Annotated in this window: 22 protein-coding genes; 1 reads left to right on the top strand and 21 read right to left on the bottom strand. The window is 36.9% G+C overall.

What is annotated here, in order from left to right; genetic code table 11:
• Position 1 precedes the first annotated feature (1 nt).
• The 12 genes from RCJ96_RS05325 to RCJ96_RS05270 form a co-directional block, all read right to left on the bottom strand.
• Entirely contained in the window at positions 2 to 334 is a 333-nt protein-coding gene (locus RCJ96_RS05325; RefSeq protein WP_000891062.1) for a putative DNA-binding protein, read from the bottom strand.
• 133 nt (positions 335 to 467) lie between these two features.
• Entirely contained in the window at positions 468 to 1,457 is a 990-nt protein-coding gene (ftsY, locus tag RCJ96_RS05320; RefSeq protein ID WP_000007646.1) for a signal recognition particle-docking protein FtsY, read from the bottom strand.
• 15 nt (positions 1,458 to 1,472) lie between these two features.
• Positions 1,473 to 5,042: a chromosome segregation protein SMC gene (smc, locus tag RCJ96_RS05315; RefSeq protein ID WP_000479000.1), complete on the bottom strand. Its 3,570-nt coding sequence runs from the start codon at positions 5,040 to 5,042 to the stop codon at positions 1,473 to 1,475.
• A gap of 147 nt (positions 5,043 to 5,189) precedes the next feature.
• Positions 5,190 to 5,927, bottom strand: coding sequence for a ribonuclease III (rncS, locus tag RCJ96_RS05310; protein WP_001146876.1), 738 nt, complete (start codon positions 5,925 to 5,927; stop codon positions 5,190 to 5,192).
• A gap of 58 nt (positions 5,928 to 5,985) precedes the next feature.
• The gene (acpP, locus tag RCJ96_RS05305) at positions 5,986 to 6,219 is read right to left on the bottom strand and encodes an acyl carrier protein (protein ID WP_000786062.1); all 234 of its coding nucleotides are present in this window, start codon (positions 6,217 to 6,219) and stop codon (positions 5,986 to 5,988) included.
• Between the two features lie 69 nt (positions 6,220 to 6,288).
• On the bottom strand, positions 6,289 to 7,029 hold the full coding sequence (fabG, locus tag RCJ96_RS05300) for a 3-oxoacyl-[acyl-carrier-protein] reductase (protein WP_000911784.1): 741 nt from the start codon (positions 7,027 to 7,029) through the stop codon (positions 6,289 to 6,291).
• Positions 7,029 to 7,973 carry an ACP S-malonyltransferase gene (fabD, locus tag RCJ96_RS05295; RefSeq protein WP_061183964.1) on the bottom strand — a complete coding sequence of 315 codons (945 nt, stop codon included), beginning with the start codon at positions 7,971 to 7,973 and terminating at the stop codon, positions 7,029 to 7,031. The genes fabG and fabD overlap by 1 nt, the downstream gene beginning before the upstream one ends.
• Positions 7,974 to 7,987: 14 nt before the next feature.
• Positions 7,988 to 8,980 (bottom strand): phosphate acyltransferase PlsX, encoded by a 993-nt coding sequence (gene plsX / locus RCJ96_RS05290; RefSeq protein ID WP_098106238.1) that lies wholly within the window; start codon positions 8,978 to 8,980, stop codon positions 7,988 to 7,990.
• Complete coding sequence (gene fapR, locus RCJ96_RS05285; RefSeq protein WP_000747352.1) at positions 8,977 to 9,570, bottom strand: transcription factor FapR; 594 nt, start codon at positions 9,568 to 9,570, stop codon at positions 8,977 to 8,979. Before fapR ends, plsX begins: the two co-directional genes overlap by 4 nt.
• Before the next feature lie 88 nt (positions 9,571 to 9,658).
• A complete protein-coding gene (recG, locus tag RCJ96_RS05280; RefSeq protein ID WP_001006880.1) occupies positions 9,659 to 11,707 on the bottom strand; it encodes an ATP-dependent DNA helicase RecG in 2,049 nt (682 codons plus the stop codon).
• Between the two features lie 288 nt (positions 11,708 to 11,995).
• Positions 11,996 to 13,672 (bottom strand): DAK2 domain-containing protein, encoded by a 1,677-nt coding sequence (locus RCJ96_RS05275; RefSeq protein ID WP_000027110.1) that lies wholly within the window; start codon positions 13,670 to 13,672, stop codon positions 11,996 to 11,998.
• Positions 13,673 to 13,694: 22 nt separating this feature from the next.
• Positions 13,695 to 14,057: an Asp23/Gls24 family envelope stress response protein gene (locus tag RCJ96_RS05270; protein WP_000021109.1), complete on the bottom strand. Its 363-nt coding sequence runs from the start codon at positions 14,055 to 14,057 to the stop codon at positions 13,695 to 13,697.
• Positions 14,058 to 14,435: 378 nt separating this feature from the next.
• Between RCJ96_RS05270 and rpmB the strand changes: the two genes are divergently transcribed.
• On the top strand, positions 14,436 to 14,624 hold the full coding sequence (rpmB, locus tag RCJ96_RS05265) for a 50S ribosomal protein L28 (protein ID WP_000124776.1): 189 nt from the start codon (positions 14,436 to 14,438) through the stop codon (positions 14,622 to 14,624).
• Positions 14,625 to 14,697: 73 nt separating this feature from the next.
• Here rpmB and spoVM read toward each other — a convergent pair whose 3' ends face one another.
• The 9 genes from spoVM to fmt form a co-directional block, all read right to left on the bottom strand.
• Entirely contained in the window at positions 14,698 to 14,778 is an 81-nt protein-coding gene (gene spoVM, locus RCJ96_RS05260) for a stage V sporulation protein SpoVM (protein WP_001213599.1), read from the bottom strand.
• Between the two features lie 66 nt (positions 14,779 to 14,844).
• On the bottom strand, positions 14,845 to 15,525 hold the full coding sequence (locus RCJ96_RS05255; protein ID WP_001998094.1) for a thiamine diphosphokinase: 681 nt from the start codon (positions 15,523 to 15,525) through the stop codon (positions 14,845 to 14,847).
• A gap of 99 nt (positions 15,526 to 15,624) precedes the next feature.
• Complete coding sequence (gene rpe, locus RCJ96_RS05250) at positions 15,625 to 16,269, bottom strand: ribulose-phosphate 3-epimerase (RefSeq protein ID WP_074606254.1); 645 nt, start codon at positions 16,267 to 16,269, stop codon at positions 15,625 to 15,627.
• 2 nt (positions 16,270 to 16,271) lie between these two features.
• Positions 16,272 to 17,153: a ribosome small subunit-dependent GTPase A gene (gene rsgA, locus RCJ96_RS05245; protein WP_001113936.1), complete on the bottom strand. Its 882-nt coding sequence runs from the start codon at positions 17,151 to 17,153 to the stop codon at positions 16,272 to 16,274.
• A gap of 268 nt (positions 17,154 to 17,421) precedes the next feature.
• A complete protein-coding gene (gene prkC / locus RCJ96_RS05240; RefSeq protein ID WP_074606255.1) occupies positions 17,422 to 19,395 on the bottom strand; it encodes a serine/threonine protein kinase PrkC in 1,974 nt (657 codons plus the stop codon).
• Between the two features lie 8 nt (positions 19,396 to 19,403).
• Positions 19,404 to 20,156, bottom strand: a complete 753-nt coding sequence (locus RCJ96_RS05235) for a Stp1/IreP family PP2C-type Ser/Thr phosphatase (protein ID WP_000648696.1) — start codon at positions 20,154 to 20,156, stop codon at positions 19,404 to 19,406.
• Between the two features lie 4 nt (positions 20,157 to 20,160).
• A complete protein-coding gene (gene rlmN / locus RCJ96_RS05230) occupies positions 20,161 to 21,249 on the bottom strand; it encodes a 23S rRNA (adenine(2503)-C(2))-methyltransferase RlmN (protein WP_000450543.1) in 1,089 nt (362 codons plus the stop codon).
• 4 nt (positions 21,250 to 21,253) lie between these two features.
• The gene (rsmB, locus tag RCJ96_RS05225; RefSeq protein ID WP_074606259.1) at positions 21,254 to 22,588 is read right to left on the bottom strand and encodes a 16S rRNA (cytosine(967)-C(5))-methyltransferase RsmB; all 1,335 of its coding nucleotides are present in this window, start codon (positions 22,586 to 22,588) and stop codon (positions 21,254 to 21,256) included.
• Entirely contained in the window at positions 22,585 to 23,529 is a 945-nt protein-coding gene (gene fmt / locus RCJ96_RS05220; protein ID WP_000598789.1) for a methionyl-tRNA formyltransferase, read from the bottom strand. The genes rsmB and fmt overlap by 4 nt, the downstream gene beginning before the upstream one ends.
• Positions 23,530 to 23,535: the final 6 nt, after the last annotated feature.

Genomic DNA, 23,535 nt, shown 5'->3' with positions numbered 1-23,535 from the left:
CCTAATCTAATTTTTCGATAGCTTCAACAACTTGTTTCATTTCTTCATTCACATGCTCTTCTTCGCTGATTAGCTGTTTTAGCTTTGCAACAAGTCGCTGTCGCTCTTGAAACTTTTGAAGTAATACTAATTTTTCTTCATATTCTTCAAGCATCGCTTCAGTCCGTTTAATGTTATCATACACGGCTTGGCGACTTACATCAAATTCTTCCGCAATTTCACCAAGAGATAAATCATCTAGATAATAAAGCGACATATAACTTCTTTGTTTTTGCGTTAACAACGATTGATAAAAATCAAATAAATAGTTCATTCTCGTTGTTTTTTCGAGCATGTTGGATCATCCTTTGTTAAGTGATTTCCCTTTACATGAATTAGTTTACATGGAGTACAAAAGAGTGTCAAGTTTTTTTCTTAACATCTCATATTTTTATAGAAAAAGAAGCGGAAAATACCGCTTCTTTCACTTATACTTCTTCTGTTTCTACTAAGTTCGCAAATAAACCATATACATATTGTTCTGGATCGAACTGCTGCAGATCATCCATTTGCTCTCCTAATCCAACGAATTTCACCGGTACATCCATTTCGTTACGAATTGCTAATACAATACCACCTTTAGCAGTTCCATCTAACTTCGTTAAAACAATACCAGTCACATTCGTTGCTTCACGGAATGTTTTCGCTTGACTTAAACCGTTTTGTCCTGTTGTTGCATCAATAACAAGTAATACTTCATGAGGAGCTCCTGGTACTTCACGCTCAATTACACGCTTTACCTTCTCTAACTCTTTCATTAAGTTTACTTTATTTTGTAAACGTCCTGCTGTATCACATAGTAAAACATCTACTTTACGTGCTTTTGCAGCTTGTACAGCGTCATACATAACCGCTGCTGGATCAGACCCTGATCCTTGTTTAATCACTTCTACCCCAACGCGATCGCCCCATACTTCTAATTGTTCAATCGCTCCAGCACGAAATGTATCTCCTGCTGCTAATAAGACAGACTTACCTTCTGATTTAAACTTATGAGCCATCTTACCAATTGTTGTCGTTTTACCTACACCATTCACACCAACAAATAAAACAACTGTCAAGCCATCCTTTTGCTCATTAATTTCATTAGTAAAATCACTGTCACCTTTATAAATCTCTATTAATTTTTCCGAAATAACAGCTTGTACTTCTTTTGGATCTTGAATATTACGACGTTGCACTTCTTCTTTCAGCTGGTCGATTAATTCCATCACTGTCGAAACGCCAACATCTGCACCGATTAAAATTTCTTCTAATTCTTCGAAGAAATCTTCATCTACTTTACGGTAACGAAAGACTAAATCATTTACTTTATCTGCAAACGAATTTCTCGTTTTTTCTAATCCTTGTTTAAACTTCTCTGTTACCGTATCTGTTTGTTTTGAAATTTTTTCTTTTAGTTTTTTAAAAAAGCTCATACTGTCCCATCCTTTCTATTTGCTTGCAACTAGTTCTTCTCCATCATCTAAACGAACCGAAACAAGTTTAGATACCCCTGACTCTTGCATTGTTACACCGTACAATACGTCAGACTCTTCCATTGTACCTTTTCTATGTGTAATTACAATAAACTGTGTCTCATCACTAAATTTCTTTAAATACTGAGCAAAACGGGCAACGTTTGCCTCATCAAGAGCAGCCTCTACCTCATCTAATACACAGAATGGGACTGGGCGCACTTTTAAAATACCAAATAGCAGCGCAATTGCCGTTAAAGCACGCTCTCCCCCTGAAAGTAAACCTAAGTTTTGCAGTTTCTTCCCTGGCGGTTGCGCTACGATATCAATACCCGTATTTAATAAGTCCTCTGGATTCGTCATAACTAAATCCGCTCTACCGCCTCCAAATAATTCAGAGAACACCGATTGAAACTCCATTCGAATTCCTTCAAACGTAGTAGAAAAGCGTTTTTTCATTTCTTCATCCATTTCAGTAATAAGTTGGTGCAATGTCGTTTTTGCTTCTTCTAGATCATCTTTTTGCTCTAGTAAGAATGTATGACGCTCTGCCACACGCTCATACTCATCAATTGCTCCTAAGTTTACTGTACCTAGCTCTTCGATGGAGAGTTTAATTAGTTTCACCTTTTTACGTGCATCCTCAGCAGGCATCACCATTGTATACTTCAGTTTTGCCGCTTCAAATGAAATCGTATATGTTTCACGTAAATGTTGTAATCTATTTTCTAACTCTACATCAAGTCGGTTTATTTTTACCTCTTGATCTTTCAACATCTCAAGAATGTATTTATGTTTACCTGTTGTTTCTTTCAGGTTACGCTCTAACTGTTCTACTCTCTCTTGTAACGATACACGTTGTTCACGACGAGAGCGAATTAACTCTGAAGTTTGATTACGATCATATGCTTTCTTCTCAATCATATTCGTAATTTGTTCTTCACCACTTGAATTCGATGTCATTTCTTGTTTTAAGAATGCTAAATCCTCTTTCGTTTTGACAAGCGTTGCATCGGTTTCTTCTTTTTCCTTCGTCAATCGTTCTACTTTTTCTTTTTGATTAGATAAGCGTTGTTGCTTTTCAGCTGCTAACACTTTTAACTCAGTCATTTCTTTTTGAACTTTTTCTTTCGAAGAATGTTGCTCACTTTTTTGTTTTGTTAAAGCTGTGATTTTGCTATCTAATTCCGTAATCTCTGCCTGAAGAGTCGCTAAAATCTTTTCTAACTCTTCTTTACGGCCTTGCATTTTCACTTGGTCTTGCAAGAACCCTTCAATCTCTAAATCGTAAATAGATAAACGATCATTAATACGATGTTCTTCTAATTCTAAGCGACTAATTTCTTCTCTTAATTTCTGTTCATCTACACGCTCTGCTTCTACACTTTGCCTTAGTTCGCGTATTTGCACTTCTTTTTCTTGAATCTCTTGTTTTACTGCTTTAACAAAGTTTTCTAACTTCGTTGTTTTTTCTTCCATATCAGTTAACTTACTCGTCCACTCTTCTAGTTCACGTTGACGTCCTAATAAAGATGATTTCGCCTGTTTTACCGCTCCACCCGTCATAGAACCGCCAGGGTTTACTACATCACCTTCGATTGTTACAATGCGATAACGGTATTGCAATTGTTTCGCCAACTCATTCGCTCCGCGTAAATCTTTTGCAACAATAACAGTACCTAATAAATTTGAAACTACATTTTCATATTTATTGTTATATTGCACGAGTTCTGCTGCCACACCTACAAACGATGGGTGCTGATTTACAATACGTAATTGCTCAAATGATAACGATCTACCTTTAATAACAGCTTGCGGTAAAAACGTTGCTCGTCCATGTTTATTTTGTTTTAAAAACGCAATTGCATTACGAGCATGTTCTTCTTTTTGTACAACTATATGCTGCATCGCTGCACCTAGAGCAATTTCCATTGCAATTTCATATTCTTTTGGTACCGTTAGCAGTTCTGCAACAGCACCCTCAATACCTTGCAACCTATTTTCTCTAGCTTTTAATACTTCACGTACCCCTTGATAGAAACCAGAGTAGTCCTCTTGCATCTCTTCTAGCATTTCTTTTCGAGAACGTGCCTGTTGTACAAATTGATATGCTTGATACAGTTTTGTTTCGTTTTCACTATACTGCGCCTTGCATTTCCCAAGTGCCGCTTCTGTCTTTTGTATATTCGAAAGGATTCCAGCTACTTTTTCTTTTACTTGTTCATAACTTTCCACAAGTTTTGTCTTTTTCGCTGTAATTTCCATACGCATTTCTACATATTTCGCATTTTCTTCATCAAGGCGTTCATTTTTTGAGTTTTGTTGTTTAGATTGTTCTTCAATCATAGATAACTCATTACGATGACTAGCTTGTTGATTTAAAAGTTCAATATAGTCACCTTTTAAATTCTCAATTTGCTCTTCTAAATTGTCAGCAAACGTTGCAAGTAATTGCTCATTATCATGCAATTTCGTCTCCAACTCTTTTACATGATTTACAAATTGCATCAATACTTCTGTACTCGATTCAATTTCACCATCATAACTTGTAGCTTTCTCTGTTAATTCAACAATTAACTGTTCGAGTTGTGCACAATGCGTCGTTGCATTTTGCTTTCTCTCTTTTAATAGCTCACGCTGTCCTTCTAACTTTTCTAGCTCTTTACTAGAAAGTAAAAGTACTTCTTGCAGGGAATCTACAGACTCATCTACTGCTTGTAATTGGCCTCGTAATTCCTCTAGCTCTTCTTCACCTTTTTGTAAATGCGTTGACATTTTCGCTTCTTCGTTTTTATTATGCCCAAACTGATTTCGAAGTGCTTCCCATTTCTCATGTAATTCTTCAATTTCATGTACAATAAGCGCCGCTTCTACTTTCTCTAATTCTTCTTTTTTCTCGAGATAATCCTTTGCAATAGAAGCTTGTCTTTCTAAAGGTTCTACTTGACTACTTAATTCGTGAATTATATCTTGTACACGATTTAAGTTTTCTTGTGTGTCTGCTAATTTACCTTCAGCTTTCTTTTTACGAAGTTTGTATTTCAGCACTCCCGCCGCTTCTTCAAATACACCACGACGTTCTTCTGATTTACTGCTTAAAATTTCTTCAACTTTCCCCTGGCTAATAATCGAAAAAGCTTCTCTTCCCATACCAGAGTCCATAAATAAATCGATAATATCTTTCAACCTGCATGATTGTTTATTAATATAAAAATCACTATCACCAGAACGAGATACACGACGCGTTACACACACCTCATTATATTCAATCGGTAAACGTTGATCTTCATTATTTAAAGTTAATGTTACTTCAGCAACATTAACCGCTCTTCTCGTATCACTACCTGCAAAAATAATATCTTCCATCTTTGCACCACGTAATGATTTTGCCGATTGTTCACCAAGTACCCAACGAATGGCATCAGTAATATTACTTTTCCCGCTTCCATTAGGTCCTACTACAGACGTTACACCTGGGACAAAATCGACAGATACACGCTCAGCAAAAGACTTAAATCCTGCTATTTCTAATCTTTTTAAAAACACGAAAGGCCTTCCTCCTATTCTCCGTTGCTATAAATGTTGTTTATACAAAAACAAACGATTATACGGATTTCATTTCCTTACATTTATAAACGAAAGGAAAGTTTCATTCTATGCACAAGGAATCCCCCTCATTCAAAGGGGGATTCCTTATAGTTGTTCTTTTAACTTTTTCAACGCTTCTGCAGCAGCTTGTTGCTCTGCTTCTTTTTTCGACTTGCCACTACCAAGACCTAAGGCCACGTTATTTAACGTAACACGTGACACAAATTCTCGATTGTGAGCCGGTCCTTTTTCTTGTAAAATTTGATACTCAATATTGCCACTACCATCACGCTGAATCAACTCTTGTAATTGACTCTTATAATCCATCACATGAGAAAAAGCACCTTCATTAATTTTAGGGTATACAATTTCTTTTAAGAAGCCCCATACTGTTTCTAACCCTTGATCAAGATAAAGGGCACCAATAAACGCTTCAAAGACATCCGCTAATAAAGCTGGTCGTTCACGTCCGCCTGTCATTTCCTCACCTTTTCCTAATAAAACTAGGCTACCAAATGACAACTCGTTTGCAAAACGAACAAGAGATGGTTCACATACAATAGCTGCACGTAGTTTTGTTAACTCTCCTTCGCTCATTGTCGGATATTTTTGAAACAGATACTGCGATACAGTAAGTTCCAATACTGCATCTCCAAGGAATTCGAGACGCTCATTGTCTTCATGCGGTTTTTTTCGATGCTCATTCACATACGATGAATGCGTAAATGCTTGAATCAATAATTTTTCATCTGTAAACGTAATACCTATTTTTTCTTGAAATACTTTAAACGCTTCACGATATTTTGTTTCGTATTTTTTTTCTCTATATTTACGGTACGGCATAGGTCCCTCCAGATATAAGCCGAGAAGCCCCGCTAAAAAACGGGACTTCATTCAAGCATTATAGATGACTCTCTATGTAAGTCACAGCATCGCCAACAGTAGCAATCTTTTCAGCATCTTCATCAGAAATTTCCATTTCGAATTCGTCTTCTAATTGCATTACAAGTTCTACTACATCTAGGGAGTCTGCTCCTAAATCTTCCTTGAAGCTTGCAGCTGGTACTACTTCTGTTTCTTCTACTCCTAAACGATCAACGATAATTTTTGTTACACGCTCTAAAACATCTGCCATTCCATTCACCTCCCCTCAAATATTATATTAAATATTGTCCAAAAAAACTAGCTGAAATCGATTCTTTTATTACATTACCATACCGCCATCAACATTTAACGTTTGACCTGTAATATATTTGCTTTGATCAGAAGCAAAAAACGTTACAGCATTTGCGATATCTTGCGCTTCACCAAACTGAGCTGCAGGAATTAATTTTAACATTTCAGCTTTTATATTTTCATCTAATACGTCTGTCATATCTGTCGCAATAAATCCAGGAGCAATTGCATTTACAGTAATATTGCGGCTTGCTAACTCTTTTGCTGATGTTTTTGTTAATCCGATTACACCTGCTTTAGCAGCAACATAGTTTGCTTGTCCTGGGTTTCCCGTTACTCCGACAACAGAAGCGATATTTACAATACGTCCATGACGTTGACGCATCATATATCGAGATACTGCCTTTGTACATAAGAATACACCTTTTAGGTTTGTATTAATAACTGTATCCCATTCTTCTTCTTTCATACGCATTAATAAATTATCTTTTGTTACACCTGCATTATTTACAAGAATATCAACTTGTCCAAATACATCTACAGTTTGTTTCACCATATTTGTAACGTCTTCAGCATTTGCAACATCTGCTCTTACTGCAATTGCATCCGAACCTAATTTCTTTATTTCATCAACTACTTCATTTGCCTTTTGCTCGTTACCAGCATAATTTACTACAACATTTGCCCCTTGTTTTGCTAAATCAATCGCAATTGCACGACCAATTCCACGTGAAGCACCCGTTACTAATGCTACTTTCCCTTTTAACATCAACTTTCTCCTCTCAAATTCGAAATGGTATCTTGTAATGTCTCTTCATCGTATATCGCGTATGCTTTCACTGATGAATCAATTGACTTCATAAGTCCAGCAAGTACTTTCCCAGGTCCAATCTCAATAAATGTATCTACCCCTTGACTCACCATATATTCAATGGATGGATACCATAAGACAGGCGAATAGAGCTGCTCGATTAGCTTTTCTTGAATATGTGCACCACTTGTAATAACGTCTGCTGTTACATTTGCGATTACCGGAATATTCGTATCTTGAATTGTAATTTCATTTAAGACACTTTGGAATTTCTCCGCCGCTGGCTTCATAAGCGCAGAGTGGAATGGTCCACTTACTTTAAGCGGAATTGCTCTCTTTGCACCATTTTCTTTCGCTCTTTGAGAAGCAATCTCGACTCCTTGCTTTGTTCCAGAAATCACAATTTGCTTCGTACTATTCATATTAGCAATTTGTACTGCATATCCTTCACTTGTTACTTCTTCTGTAACTTGTTTCAGCATATGTGGATCAGCACCTAATATAGCCGCCATTGCACCTTCTCCGCCAGGAACAGCTTCTTCCATATATTCCCCACGTTTCCTTACAGCATATACTGCATCCTCAAAAGTTAATGCACCCGCTGCTACAAGAGCGCTATACTCACCTAAACTATGCCCTGCGACAAAGTCTGGTGTAATATCATACTCTTTTAAAGCTGTCAAAATAGCAAAACTCGTTGTTAATAAAGCAGGTTGCGCATTTGTTGTTAACGTAAGCTTTTCCTGCGGCCCTTCAAAAATCACTTCTGAAAGTGAGTCTTGCAACACTTCATCTGCTTTTGCAAATACATTTGCAACCTCTTTATTATTCTCTGCTAACTGTTTACCCATTCCAACTGCCTGTGAACCTTGGCCCGGAAAAAGAAATGCTAGTTTTCCCATTTCAAATCCTCCTCTTATTGGAGTGGCTCTTTCTCCATTACGCTTGAAATAGTAGGAATAACTTCTTTCGCTACCATTTCTCTCGTTTGACGAATCGCACTAAATATCGATTGGTCATTGGAAGAACCGTGAGCCTTAATGACAGGAGCCTTCAATCCAAATAATGCCGCTCCTCCATACTCCGAATAATCCATTTTATCTTTTAATACCATAAGTTTTGGCTTTAATACCGCTGCTGCTAATTTGCTCGTAAACGAACTCATTAACTGTTCTTTTAACATAGAGAATAATGCAAGTGCTGTTCCTTCTAATGATTTCAGTGCTACATTCCCTGTAAAACCATCACATACAACAACATCTGCTACACCTTGCAATAAATCTCTTGATTCAACGTTCCCAACGAAATTAATTGGGGCATCTTTAAGCATTGCAAAGACTTGTTTTGAAAGCTCGTTACCTTTACCATCTTCTGTTCCAACGTTTAAAAGTCCAACGCGAGGATTTTTAATTCCTCTTACTTTCTCAGCATATACAGATCCCATTACTGCATATTGATATAAATGAATCGGTTTTGCATCAACGTTCGCTCCAACATCTAACATAACAAAACCTTCTCCATCAACAGTTGGCATTGTAGGGGATAAAGCTGGTCGCTCAATTCCTTCCATACGACCTACAACAAACAATCCAGCCGCCATTAAAGCTCCTGTACTACCAGCTGATATACAAGCATCCGCTACACCGTCTTTCACTTGCTGCGCCGCAAGTACCATTGAAGCTTGTTTTTTTCGACGAACCGCTCTTACTGGTTCATCTGTCGATTCAATTTTTTCGTCTGTATGAAGTATAGTAATTCGTTTTTCACTCGTTAAGTATTGACGAATTTCCTCTTCTTTCCCCACTAACGTAATATGTAAATCAGAATATTCCTTAATAGCTTTCATTGCTCCTAGTACGACAGCCTTTGGAGCATGATCGCCGCCCATTGCATCTATTGCGATTTTCATAAGTTGTTACCTTCCTCACTATAATTACTAGATCGATACATTTCAAAAGTGCCTGTAAAAACAAGTTCTTCTCCAACAAAGCTACGCACTTTGACAACCGTCCGCCCTTTATCATTCTCTACATCTTCCACGCGCGCTTTTGCAACAACACGCTCTCCTAATTTTACAGGACGAATGTATCGAATGGTAGACTTTGCAGTTAAAGCTAATTCTTCATCAATAACCGCAACAGCTAGTGAGTTTGCTTGTGCAAACAAATGATGCCCACGGGCAATTTGATTTCTTTTAAATACGTGTTCTACCTTCACTTCAAAAATAGAAATCGCATGTCTATCTAATTCTATATCAATAATTTCTCCGACAACCTCTTCTAACGGTAAAGATTTCACATCTTCTTCATGTTGCTTTGTAGCTACATGTTTAATTCTTTCTCTTAATTCAGGAATAGATAATTCCATACGATCAAGACGTACAGTTTGTATACTCACTTGAAATTTTTCTGCTAAATCTTCATCCGTAATAAAAGGATTCGTTTCTATCGTTTGTTGTAATAATTCTTGTCTTTCTTTTTTACTTCTTCTTTTTTTCATACCGCACCATCCATTTTTATGACTAGGTACTAACAGTAGTATATAATCATTAAAAGTAGAATGCAACAAAAACTTTTGTTGCCTCCCTTTAATCGAGCTTCTCTCCCTGGAACACACCTGTCCCGTCAAGATACGTACGCAACGACGCATATTGATCATTATGCCAAAACGCTTCTGAATCTACTAGTAACGCAGCATCTTGTCTAGCTGTTTCTAGCGCCCGATAATCATGTACCATATCAGCAACCTTGAATTCTGGTAAACCACTTTGCTTACTCCCAAAGAAATCTCCAGGACCTCGTAATTCTAAATCTTTTTCTGACAATACAAATCCATCATTCGTTTCGGTCATAATACGCATTCGTTCTTTTCCCGTTTCCGATTTTGGATCCGCGATTAATAAACAATACGATTGTTCACTACCACGCCCAACACGTCCTCTTAGCTGATGAAGCTGTGATAAACCGAAACGCTCTGCATCATAAATAACCATTACAGTCGCATTCGGTACGTTTACACCCACCTCAACAACTGTTGTCGACACAAGAATTTGCACTTTATTTTCACTAAATTGCCCCATTATCTCTTCTTTTTCTTGAGATGATAATCTTCCATGCATTAATCCGACTTGACATTTCCCCTGATAATGATGAGTCAGCATACTATGTAAGTCGATTGCATTTTGTACATCAAGTTTCTCAGATTCTTCAATTAGAGGACAAATAACATATGCTTGTCTTCCTTTTTTTATCTCTTTCTCTACAAAACCGAGAACACGATCTAACATGTCATGTTTTGCCCAGTATGTTTCAATTACCTTTCTACCAGCTGGCATCTCATCGATTATAGAAACATCCATCTCTCCAAATGCAGTAATTGCTAACGTACGTGGAATTGGTGTTGCTGTCATAAATAATACATCTGGACTTTCACCTTTCTCACGTAAAACTCGGCGCTGCGCTACACCAAATCGATGTTGTTCATCAGTAATCACGAGACCTAACCTATGAAAAATAACTTCATCTTGAATTAAAGCATGTGTTCCAACAAGGATATCTATTTCTCCTTGTTCTAATTTTGCCAAAATCTCTCGGCGTCTCACACCTTTAACTGAACTTGTTAACAATTCAACCTTCATACCAAAGTGCGAGAACGTCTCTGCGAGCGATTGATAATGTTGTTCTGCTAAAATTTCTGTTGGAACCATTAAAGCACCTTGATAATGCGCTAATTTCGCTGCATAAAGACCAATTGCAGCGACCACCGTTTTACCAGAACCTACATCACCTTGCAACAGACGATTCATTCGATAAGGAGATGTCATATCTTTCATAATTTCATCTACAACTCGGCGTTGCGCACCAGTTAATGGAAACGGAAGTGCATCGATAAACTCTTGCAATTCTTCTGAAGGAATTTCTTTTTTCGTCCCTTTCGAATTTTCCCTCTCCATTTTCCGTAACGTTTGCATTTTCAACTGAAATAAGAAAAACTCTTCATATACAAACCGGCGACGCGCTTGCTTCAAGTCTTCCTGCCCCGATGGAAAATGCAAAGCCCGAAGCGCTTCATAACGTGGCAGTAATTTATACCGACTTAGCAATCCATCTGGTAACACTTCAACTATAGAGTCTCCATACTCCTTTAACGCTTGTGCAATAAAACGGCGCATCTGTTTTACTGTAAGTTTCCCTTTCACTGAGTACACAGGCTCCACTTCTTGTTGACGTACAACCGGTCCAAAATGAAGTTCTGATACCGCAATCGTTTGACGATGCTGGTCCCATTTTCCAGTAATCGTTACCGTTTCATCTAAATTTAACTTCTGCTTATAGTACGGCCTATTAAAACATACAGCTGTAATTAAATAACGACCTACGAGGACACGAACCGTAAGACGCGACTTCTTCTTCCCGTAATATTGCAGTAAAGGAGCACTATGAACTTTTCCCTCAACTGTTACACGTTCATCATGCTTTACTTCTGCAAGATCTTTCATCGCATAGTCTTCATAACGGTACGGAAAATGTTCTAATAGATGAGAAACTGTATAAATTCCCATCTCGTGTAGTAATTCAGATGTTTCTCCTCCGATTCCCTTTACATCCGTAACAGGAACTTGTACAACTTCATTCAAGATTCTCACGCTCCGTCACATTATTTTTTGATTCATTATCCATTAACATGATTGACATCTGTAATCGCTCTCTTTCACCCTATATATTCTATCATAGGCATTCTAAGAGAAACTACTCAAATCCCTCATAAACAACACGAAAGAAAAGAGCCTCACTATTAGCAGCAAGGCTCTTTTTTATCTTCAATATGCTAGCCTTTTGAATAAAAACTAGTAATAAACTTCATATTACTACTTATTATCCATTAGCAAGTAAGTAATCCATTTATTTTCAAAACGAATTTTTTCTTATTCTACAGAGAAGATGAAAGAATACACCGGTTGGTTTCCAGCATGTACTTCTACTTCTGCATCTTCAAAATTCTCTTCTACAAACTCAACTAATTCAGCTACTTCTTCATCAGTTGCATCTTCACCTTGTAGAATCGTTACGATTTCAGAATCTTCATCAATTAGTGCTTCTAGTAATTGCTTCGCAGCTCCTACTTTTTCAGCATTTGTTGATACGATTTTTCCATCTGCGATACACATGAAATCATCTTTTTGAATTGCCACACCATCAATTTCCGTATCACGTACAGCATACGTAATTTGACCTGTTTTCACATGAGATAAAGCTTCTTTCATGTTTTCTTCATTTTCCTCTAGCGTTCCAACTGGATTAAATGCTAACATTGCAGCCATACCTTGAGGAACTGTTTTTGAACGAACTACAATCACTTCTTGATCCACAACTGACGCTGCTTGTTCTGCTGCCATTACGATATTCCCGTTGTTCGGTAAAATAATGATTTTTTCAGCGTTTGCTTCTTCAATCGCCTTCACGATATCCTCAGTACTTGGATTCATCGTTTGGCCACCTTCGATAACTTTCGTCGCGCCAATGCTTTCAAATAAAGTTTTAATACCAGATCCCATAGCTACAGTTACGATACCATATGGTTGTTTCTCTTTAGGCTGGCTAGTTGGCTCAGGCATCATAGCAGGCTCATCTAATAAAGCGGTATGCTGTTCACGCATATTCTCTACTTTAATCTTGATTAAACTACCGTAACGTTGTCCGTAGTTCATAGCGTCTCCAGGATGTTCTGCATGAATATGAACTTTTACAATTTCATCATCAGATACAACTAGTAGTGAATCACCATACACACTAATATCTTCACGGAATTTTTGTTCAGAGAAATTATGTTCTTTCACTTTATCAGCTTCTAATTTCACCATGAACTCCGTACAATATCCATACTTAATATCTTCTGTACTCAATTGGCTTTGTACACTACGGTGATGTTCTGCGCGCACCATTTCATTCATAGATGGTTGGGCAGGTGCATCAGAAGAAATCGTTTCTCCTTTTAAGTCAGCTAAAAACCCTTCGTAAACTACTACAAGACCTTTACCACCGCTATCTACAACGCCAACTTGTTTTAATACAGGTAATAAATCTGGCGTACGATTTAACGATGCATTTGCTTCTTTCACAACGTCTTCCATAAACAAAACAAAGTCGCGCTGTTTTTTCGCAACTGTTACTGCATATTTACCCGTTTCTCTTGCAACCGTTAAAATCGTTCCTTCAATCGGTTTCATAACCGCTTTGTAAGCCGCCTCTACTCCAGCTTCTAAAGCTGCAGCAAAATCAACTGTTGTTAATTCTTCTTTTTGTTCAATGGATTTCGAGAAACCACGGAACAACTGAGATAAAATAACTCCAGAGTTACCACGAGCTCCCATTAATAATCCTTTGGCTAAACTTACGCCGACTTTACCAGCATGTTGTGAAGGATTTGCTTTCACTTCACGTGCGCCTGAAGTCATAGATAAGTTCATGTTTGTACCGGTATCGCCATCTGGAACTGGAAATACGTTTAATGCATCAACAAGCTGAACATTATTCGTTAAATTATTCGCTCCTTGAATGATCATTTGTGATAAACGTTTTCCATCAATTTTTTGAATTGACACAGATTTTCCTCCTTAATGCACATTACAAGTTTATTACTTTAACTCCTTGTACGTAGATGTTTACAGAATCTACTGCTAGTCCTACAGTTTGATCTAATGTATATTTCACTTTCGTCTGCACGTTATGTGCTACTTCTGAAATTTTCGTACCATAGCTCACAATAATATACATATCAATATGTACTTCATCTTCATCTTTACGAACAATAACACCTCTAGTGAAATTTTCTTTTCGTAAAATGTCTGTTAATCCATCTTTTAACTGATTTTTTGATGCCATACCTACGATACCGTAGCAATCTACCGCGGCACCTCCAGCAATTGTTGCAATTACATCTGTACTAATATCAATTTGACCGTACTTCGTTTTAATTTCAATTGACATCTCGTTTTCCCCCTTCATAAATGGTGAAAGTGAGTTAGACTACTTTAGTTACTATCATATAATCTTTTTAAAGAAAATTCCATCGTTCTTTCTTTTTCACTCTCATATTTTATGTTGAAAACTACACTTTTTTATGATGAGCAAAATAGTCCATTGTTATTATACAACATGTATCACTATAATATGTCAAGCAATTTTTCTTGATTTCAACTTTTCTTCATTGACATATAGTGTCAAGTAATTTTTCTTGATTTCTTTTTTCTACAGTGTTGCATTCTCTTTTTAGTTGTGTTAAATTATAGTAGTGTTTTTAGCATCGCATAAAAGACTAACATTGAAAAATTACGTATGGTAAGGTATCAAGGGAGGGAAATATAAATGGCTCGTGTTTGTGCTATTACTGGAAGAAAAGCTCGTTCTGGTAACTCTCGTTCTCACGCAATGAACGCTACAAAACGTAAGTGGGGCGCTAACCTTCAAAAAGTTCGCGTACGCATCGACGGAAAAGTTCAACGTGTTTACGTTTCTGCTAGAGCATTAAAATCTGGCAAAATCGAACGTGTTTAATAATAAAAAAAAGAGCCGCTAGGCTCTTTTTTTACTATACCAATGGAAAAAGCACCGGTAATAGGTGCTTTTTTTAATCTTTTTTGAAGGTATTTAACATGGCACGAACAATTCCACCAAGAAATTTAGGTAACTTAATTGTATAAAATCTCATGGTTTCCCTCCTAATCCCCATTACTCCACTTGGTCACTATATGATGTAAGGAGCAAAATTGTTTCTTTAATCAGTGCTTCTTATCACCATTAATATGCCAGAAGTAAATGAAAAAGTACCTTTTTCCTCAACGAGTTCATTACTAATACAAAGTGTGGATCCCCACTCTATTTTTTTATTCGTCAGAGGATATTTAAAACCAAGTAATGTAATCCCTTCCACTATTTCAGTAACAGGCACAAAAGATACATAAGGGAAATTTTTATTTTCTTCAATTATATGTGTACCTACTCTTTTTACACTTATTTCATTTTGATTGTCTACAATACACATCTCTATTCCTACTTCTAATCCTTTTAAAAGCATTTGTATATTCGCTAAACCGTGATCAAGTCTTCCGCCAGTAGCACCAAAAATACGAATGAGTGCCGGCTTTTGTTCTAACGCCCAGTTAATCGCAATTTCTAAATCTGTTTGATCTTTTTCACGAGGAACAATATGTAAATCATTTGTTTGTTGCCCCATCCATGCTAATTCTTCTTCAGTAACCGAGTCATAATCTCCAAACGCAACAGCAGGAGTAATACCTCTTTTTAATAAACGATATACTCCTCTATCAACTGCCGCCCACACTACTTTCTCATTTTCATATGAAGAAAAATCTGCACAATATTCCGCGGGTCCTCCCGCTAAAATATGAATAATCATGTTTCCTTCCCCTTCTATTGTAAAAAGGCAATCTGCCATTCGGTAGATTGCCTTTTTATATATTTTTTCTCTACCCTTTATAAATAGTGAAAACTTACTACACTAGAAGATTCACTGGGATAAAGACTCGTTCATTCATTATCCACGAATGACACGAATTGCTTCACCGCGGTCTTTTTGATTGTATACCGCTGACCCAGCTACAAGTACATTTGCTCCTGCTTCTACACAAAGTCTTGCTGTTTCAGCGTTTACACCACCATCAACTTCAATTTCTACTTCTAGATTGCGATCTTTAACCATTTCTGCAACTTGTTTAATTTTCGGTAATACAGAATGGATAAATTTCTGTCCACCAAATCCAGGGTTTACTGTCATAAGTAATACCATATCAATATCTTCTAATACATGCTCAATCACTGAAACTGGCGTATGCGGATTTAATACAACTCCTGCTTTAATGCCATGAGATTTAATTAACTGAATTGTACGATGTAAATGAGGGCACGCCTCTACATGAACAGTAATAATATCCGCTCCCGCTTTTGCGAAAGTCGGGATATAGTTATCAGGATTTTCAATCATTAAATGTACATCTAACGGTAACGATGTGATCGGACGAATTGCTTCTACAATTAATGGTCCAATCGTAATATTTGGTACGAAATGTCCATCCATTACATCGACGTGAATGTAATCCGCTCCGCCTTTTTCTACATCTTTAATCTCTTCCCCTAATTTTGAAAAATCTGCTGATAAGATTGATGGTGCAATTTTAATCATAACTAATACCTCGGCTTTCTCTCTCTAATTTCTTCTACAAATTGTTTGTAATTCTTATAACGATATTCTGTAATCTTCCCCTCTTCAACCGCAGCCTTCACAGCACATTTCGGTTCAGAAAGATGTGTACACCCTCTAAATTTACAGTATTGGCTCGCTTCTTTCAACTCTGGAAAACAATATGTAAGATCTTCTACCTCTATATCTATGAAATCGAGTGAACTAAAACCAGGTGTATCTGCAACTAGTCCGCTTCCAATCGCAATTAATTCTACGTGTCTTGTCGTATGTTTCCCGCGTCCTAAATGTGAGGAAATATCATTCGTTTTCAGTTCTAATTCTGGACGTAAGACGTTAAGCATAGAAGATTTTCCAACACCAGATTGCCCCGCAACAACGGAAACACAACCTTCTAAGAACGGTTTTAAAATATCAATACTTTCCGATGTATTTATAGAAGTAAATAATACATCATATCCCATCTCACGATAGTCATTTGCATAAGATTCAACAGTTTCTCTCATTTTTTCATCCACTAAATCCATCTTACTAATGCAAATAATCGGCTTAATGTTATGATATTCAATCAGCACTAAAAATCGATCTAACAGCCCCGGATTAAAATCTGGTTCTACTGCTGAAAAAACAAGAATTGCTTGATCAACATTAGCAATAGGAGGCCTGACAAGTTCATTTTTTCGATCAAATACTTCAAGCACGTATCCTTCACTTGGATTATCAGCCTGAAAAACAACTTGGTCTCCTACCAGTGGTGTAATTTTATTTTTTCTAAACACACCACGCCCGCGACATTGTGTAATCCCTTCTTCATGCTGCACATAATAAAATCCACTTAGAGCTTTTACAATTTTTCCTTCTGGCATATAATTCTCCTTTATTCTGTATAAAGTGAAGCTGTAATTCATATTGAATGGATTATCATTCTTTAAATAAAGATTTCAAAACCCGTCATATATACACATTAATATATTTAATCTACCATCAAATTTAAAATATTATTTATAACAGTATCACTTTTATATCTTTTTGAATCATATATTTTTGCCTGTTATACAGTCCACTATATGTAGACAGCATAACAGGCAGAAGTAATACATTCCATTCTCTTTGGAGATAAAATGGAATTCATTATTATTGAGTTGGGTATGGTACTTCTTTGTCGATAATCGTTACACCATCTCGTACAATTTTATAATGTCCTTTTGTACCTTCTTGAATTACAAATTCTAATGAAATAGTTGCCGACTCTGAAATTGTTCTAGTTTCAATTGGTCTATCCATTTTTTGTTGCATATCTTCTTTATAAATTTCTATCGTTTGCGGTTTTTTCTCACCTATTATAGAAGACTCATACGGAATAGAAATATTATCCACTTTCACTGTTTTCGTTACTTTCGGCTTAGGACCATCTGAAATAACAATCGTCACTTTATCTCCTTCTTTTAACGGCGTTCCCGGTTTTGGAGATTGCGAAATTACAAGTCCTTTATCAACAGTATCAGAATACTCTCGTTTTATATCTGGAGTTAGTTTCCTCTCATTCAAATAACCATTGACACTATTTTCAGTCCATCCTGAAAAATCACCTGGTCTAATTTGATAAGGACCTTTACTTACCCAAATTTTCAGGTCTTGTTCCGCCTCTACTACCATTTGATCCGACGTCGGAATTTGCTCAACGATTTCACCTTTTGGTCTATCATTTTCAATATAATTTATTGTAACTTGTTTATATTTTTCTTCTAATTCAGACCTTATGCTCTCAAAATCTTTTCCTGTGAAATCAATCATCTTACTTTTCTTTTTCCCACCTGATTGATAGATAGTAATTTTAGAGTTTTCTTTCACGACTCTTCCTGCCACAGGGTCTGTTTTTATAACATCACCGGTTTCAACATCATCTGTATATACAATATTAGGTTCCGTAACCTCAAAACCCTTTTCAACTAATGTATTTACTGCGGTCGTATATTTCATACCAGCCACATCAGGGACTTTTACATCTTTTGGAATAAAGAATCCTGGAATAACAGTAAGGGCTAACGTTATTCCGATCGCTAAAAGTAAAAATGTTATAATTAAAACTTTGAGCCATTTATTACTTCGTTTTTTCTTCTTATTTAAACCCTCATCTTCTTTTCTTGCCTGTTCATCCACTTTACTTCCTTGTAAAACAATTGTTTCATCAGTTACATTTTCGAATAATTGTTCCTGTTGAATAACCGGAATCGCTTTTGTCGCTTCCATATCTTCCGGTATGTAAAATGGCTGCTCATTTATCCTCTCTGGATATAGCGCAGTTTCAATATCTCGTTTCATCGCATTAGCAGATTGATATCGATGAAACGGATCTTTCGCAGTTGCCTTTAATATAATATTTTCGACACTTTGCGGAATACTTTCATTCCATCTTTTTGGAGACGGAATTTCACTTTGTAAATGTTTTAAAGCTATAGCAACAGCAGATTCGCCAGAAAATGGTTGTCTTCCTGTTAACAATTCAAACATAACAATCCCTAGGGAATAAATATCTGATTGTTTATTTGCTATCCCGCCACGTGCTTGTTCTGGTGATAAATAATGCACCGAACCGAGTACTGAATTTGTATGTGTAATTGTTGTTGCACTTGTAGCTGTCGCAATTCCAAAATCTGTTACTTTTATTACTCCATCAGCTCGAATTAAAATATTGTGCGGTTTAATATCGCGGTGCACAATTTCAAAATGATGGGCGTGTGCCATGGCGGATGTTAACTGCTCCATAATATCAAGAGCTTCTCCTATCGGTAACATTCCTTGCTCAATTATGTATTGCTTCAATGTTTGTCCTGGTACATACTCCATTACAAGATAATATATACCATCTTCTTCTCCGACATCATACATATTCACAATATTTGGATGCGACAACGTTGTAACAGACTGCGCTTCTCGATGGAAACGTTTAATAAACTCTTCGTTATTTGAATAGTCGAGTCTTAATATTTTCACCGCTACATCTCGGCCTAGTATATCATCATGAGCTAAATAAACATTGGCCATTCCACCGCCACCAATCATTTTCAGTAGCTTATAACGGTCATTTAAGCGTTTTCCAATCAGCACGTTGCACTTCACCTACTTTCGTTTGTCGAACCCGCATAATCAATGAGAACAAGGGTGATATTATCTTCCCCGCCACGATCATTCGCCAATTGAATGAGACGTTGTCCCTTAGTTTCTAGCTGTTCATTTAACTGTAAAACTTGTTGCATATCAGCAATAGAAACTTTGTTAGATAGTCCATCAGAGCAAAGAAGTAACTGATCATCTTCCTCTAGCACTAATGTTTTCACATCTAATCCGACTTTCTCTTCTGTTCCTAATGCCCTTAACAAAACATTCTTTTTCGGGTGATATTCTGCGTCTTCTTTTGAAATTTCACCATGTCTCACAAGTTCATTAACAAGTGAGTGATCTTCCGTTACAAGCGAGATTTCCCCCTCTGATACCATATAACAACGACTATCTCCTATATGACCTATCGTCACAAAATTTGGTGTACAAATCGCTATTATAAGTGTTGTTCCCATACCATTACATTCTACATGTTGCTTAGAGTATTCATATATACGCTCATTAATAATCCCCACGCTAGTATGTAACCACTCTTCTACTTTTTTTGGCTCGTTCATATTATGCGTTTGCTTCCAATAATCATGGAATAATTGAATGGTCATCGAGCTAGCTACATCACCAGCTCGATGACCTCCCATTCCATCTGCTACTACCGCTAAAATATTTCCATCTAAATTGTGAAAAACTCCTGCACTATCTTCATTATGTTGACGAACTTTTCCTTTATCTGATAGAAACACGGCTTTCATCTCGTCACCTCGTCTCTTCTTTGCGCTCCTTCGCACGCAACTGACCGCAGGCTGCATCAATATCATGACCTTGTTCACGGCGAATCGTTACATTTACTCCACGATCTTTTAACGTTTTTTCAAATAAGAAAATTTGTTCACGTGGCGTACGTACATAATCACGTTCAGGTACGTAGTTTACCGGAATTAAGTTCACATGACATTTTACACCTTTCAAGAGCGCAGCAAGCTCTTCAGCGTGCTCAACTTGGTCATTTTCGCCTCCAAATAGTCCATATTCAAAAGTAATACGACGCCCTGTTCTATTTACATAGTATTTAATAGCTTCCATCAAATCTGGTAGCTTATAAGCACGGTTAATCGGCATTAATTTTGAACGTAATTCTGAGTTTGGAGCATGCAGTGAAATCGCAAAATTAATTTGTAAATCTTCTTCAGCGAACTTATAAATTTTCGGGATGATTCCACTTGTCGAAACTGTCATATGTCTCGCACCAATATGAAGTCCTTTTTCATGATTAATGATGCGTAAGAATCCCATTAAATTATCATAGTTATCAAATGGTTCTCCAATTCCCATAACGACAAGAGAACTTACACGTTCTTCTGATTCATCAAGTGCACGTTGCACTTCTACTACTTGTGCTACAATTTCTCCAGCTTCTAAGTTTCGCTTTAAACCGCCAAGCGTTGAAGCACAGAACGTACACCCAATACGACAACCTACTTGTGTTGTTACACAAATGGAATTTCCATATTCATGTCGCATTAATACCGTTTCAATAGAATATCCATCATATAATTGGAATAAGAATTTAATTGTTCCATCCGAAGACGTTTGTTTTACTAACGTATTTAAAGTAGTAATATCAAAGGAATTCGACAATTTTTCACGCAATCCTTTAGAAAGGTTTGACATATCCTCATAATTTTTTACACGTTTTTTATATAACCAATCAAAAATTTGTCCAGCACGGAACTTTGGTTCTCCTTGCTCCTTTAACCAATCTTGCATTTCATGAAGTTGTAAAGAGTAAATTGATGGTTTTTTCGTTTCTAAATTTTTCTTTTGTTTTCTCACAGTCGTTTCCACGATGCTACACCTTCTTCCTTAAACAAGCAATATAAAAGCCATCTGTTGCAAAATAATGCGGTAAAATTTGTACTTGACCTTCATCAATATACGGACTTAACTTTTCTGGCATACGCTCTTTTATCGTAGTATCCCACTCGAACTCAGGATGCTCTTGTAAAAATCGTTCTATTACTTGTTCATTTTCTATTTTCTCAATTGTACACGTACTATAAACAAGGCGACCACCTTGTTTTAATAACGGTGCGATTTTTTCTAGTATTGCAAGTTGAATCGTCGATAGTCTTTCACTATCGCCTTTATCTTTACCTAACTTAATATCAGGCTTACGTCTAATTACACCAAATCCAGAACATGGGGCATCTACTAATATTTTATCAAACGTTTCATTTGCAAAGTGTTCTTGTACTTTTCTAGCATCTAATGCCTTTGTTTCGACATTTCCTAGACCAAGTCGCTCTGCTTGTTGTTTAATTAAACGTACTTTGTGTGCATGTAAATCAAGGGACATGACTTGACCAGTTCCTTTTAATCGCTCTGCAATATGCGTTGTTTTTCCACCTGGAGCAGCACAACTATCAAGAACTACATCTCCCTCATCTGGTTCTAAGGCACGTGCTACCAGCATAGAACTTTCATCTTGAATAGAAAGAAAACCTTTTTTAAACGCATCTGTGTGCGCTACATTTCCTTTTTCAATTTGAATTGCATCATCTGATAAATCGCCACGCTTCGCTTCTATACCTTCACTAGCTAATAATGTAATTGCTTCTTCTACTGTTATTTTATCAACATTTACACGCGCTGTTGGTACAGGCGGTAACATGTTCACTTCGCACATTTTCTCTGCAGTTTCTAAACCATATTCTGAAGCCCATTCTTGGACAAGCCAAACTGGATGACTTGTTGCAGTTGCCAAGCGTTCTACCGGATCTTTGATTTCATCTACAGAAGGTACACCTTCTCTTTGAATCGAACGTAATACACCGTTCACCATACCAGCAATTCCTTTATGCCCACGGCGCTTTGCAATCTCAACGGCTTCATGAATAGCCGCTCTTTCTGGTACTCGGTCTAAATAGATCATTTGATATAACGATAAACGAAGCAATACCCTTACCCATGCCTCAACCTTCTTTTTTAAAAAAGGTTGTAAATAATAATCTAATGTATCACGACGTTGAATTGTTCCATATACAATTTCAGTTAATAAACCAATATCTTTTCTATCAATTGTACTTTTTTCAATTAGATTATTTAAAAGTAAGTTACTGTATGCACCACTTTTTTCTACTTGAATTAAACCATCAAGAGCTAATTCACGAACATTTTGTCTCATGCATTTTCTCCTAACTTCGTTCCAATCTCAGGTTTTGTGCCACGTAAAAATTGCTCACAACTCATACGCTTTTTACCAGAAGGTTGCAATTCTGTAATTTTAACACCCGTTTCATTACCAGTTGCTACAACGAAACCATCTTCTTCGATCGCAACAATCGTACCTGCTTCAGCTGATTTCGTTACAGGTACTTTTTCTCCCCACCATACTTTAACAACTTGTCCTGCTAAAGTTGTATAAGCAACTGGCCATGGATTCAATCCGCGAATGTGATTGTATACTTCTTCACCTGTTTTTGTCCAATCAATTTTCTCTTGCTCACGTTTTATATTATATGCAAACGTTACTTCTTCCTCGTTTTGTTTAATTGGTTCTAACTTACCTTGAATTAGTAAAGGTACTGTTTTAGATAAAAGATGTGCCCCTGCTTCACTTAACTTATCAAATAACGAGCCTGTCGTTTCACGCTCTTCAATTTCCACTTCTACTTGCGTTAAAATATCACCAGCATCCAATTTTTCTACCATATACATAATTGTAATACCTGTTTTTTCTTTCCCTTCCATAATTGCATAATGGATTGGTGCACCACCACGAAGTTCAGGAAGTAAAGAAGCGTGGACGTTAATACATCCATACTTCGGTGCTTCTAAAATTTCATTTGGTACAATTTGACCGAACGCAGCTGTTACAATTAAATCCGGCTCTAATGCCAATACTTTTTCATATTCGTCTTTTTCACGGATTCTTAACGGTTGTAACACTGGAATACCATGTTTTTCTGCTTCCACTTTAACAGGTGTAGGTGTTAATACTTTCTTTCTGCCTACCGGACGATCTGGTTGCGTCACAACACCTATTACATCATAGCCATCTTCAATAAGACGACGAAGCACCGGCACTGAAAAGTCCGGTGTTCCCATAAATACTACTTTTATCATTTAAAA

The sequence above is a fragment of the Bacillus sp. BSL6 genome (assembly GCF_052928345.1).
The sequence above is the reverse complement of the archived record's forward strand: the minus strand, read 5'-3'. Positions and strand labels throughout refer to the sequence as shown.

Coding starts and splice junctions, on each gene's coding strand:
- RCJ96_RS05325 (WP_000891062.1), bottom strand. CDS start 334: ATGCTCGAAAAAACAACGAGAATGAACTATTTATTTGATTTTTATCAA.
- ftsY (WP_000007646.1), bottom strand. CDS start 1,457: ATGAGCTTTTTTAAAAAACTAAAAGAAAAAATTTCAAAACAAACAGAT.
- rncS (WP_001146876.1), bottom strand. CDS start 5,927: ATGCCGTACCGTAAATATAGAGAAAAAAAATACGAAACAAAATATCGT.
- acpP (WP_000786062.1), bottom strand. CDS start 6,219: ATGGCAGATGTTTTAGAGCGTGTAACAAAAATTATCGTTGATCGTTTA.
- fabG (WP_000911784.1), bottom strand. CDS start 7,029: ATGTTAAAAGGGAAAGTAGCATTAGTAACGGGTGCTTCACGTGGAATT.
- fabD (WP_061183964.1), bottom strand. CDS start 7,973: ATGGGAAAACTAGCATTTCTTTTTCCGGGCCAAGGTTCACAGGCAGTT.
- plsX (WP_098106238.1), bottom strand. CDS start 8,980: ATGAAAATCGCAATAGATGCAATGGGCGGCGATCATGCTCCAAAGGCT.
- fapR (WP_000747352.1), bottom strand. CDS start 9,570: ATGAAAAAAAGAAGAAGTAAAAAAGAAAGACAAGAATTATTACAACAA.
- RCJ96_RS05270 (WP_000021109.1), bottom strand. CDS start 14,057: ATGTCAATTGAAATTAAAACGAAGTACGGTCAAATTGATATTAGTACA.
- rpmB (WP_000124776.1), top strand. CDS start 14,436: ATGGCTCGTGTTTGTGCTATTACTGGAAGAAAAGCTCGTTCTGGTAAC.
- spoVM (WP_001213599.1), bottom strand. CDS start 14,778: ATGAGATTTTATACAATTAAGTTACCTAAATTTCTTGGTGGAATTGTT.
- RCJ96_RS05255 (WP_001998094.1), bottom strand. CDS start 15,525: ATGGCAGATTGCCTTTTTACAATAGAAGGGGAAGGAAACATGATTATT.
- rpe (WP_074606254.1), bottom strand. CDS start 16,269: ATGATTAAAATTGCACCATCAATCTTATCAGCAGATTTTTCAAAATTA.
- rsgA (WP_001113936.1), bottom strand. CDS start 17,153: ATGCCAGAAGGAAAAATTGTAAAAGCTCTAAGTGGATTTTATTATGTG.
- RCJ96_RS05235 (WP_000648696.1), bottom strand. CDS start 20,156: ATGAAAGCCGTGTTTCTATCAGATAAAGGAAAAGTTCGTCAACATAAT.
- rsmB (WP_074606259.1), bottom strand. CDS start 22,588: ATGAGACAAAATGTTCGTGAATTAGCTCTTGATGGTTTAATTCAAGTA.
- fmt (WP_000598789.1), bottom strand. CDS start 23,529: ATGATAAAAGTAGTATTTATGGGAACACCGGACTTTTCAGTGCCGGTG.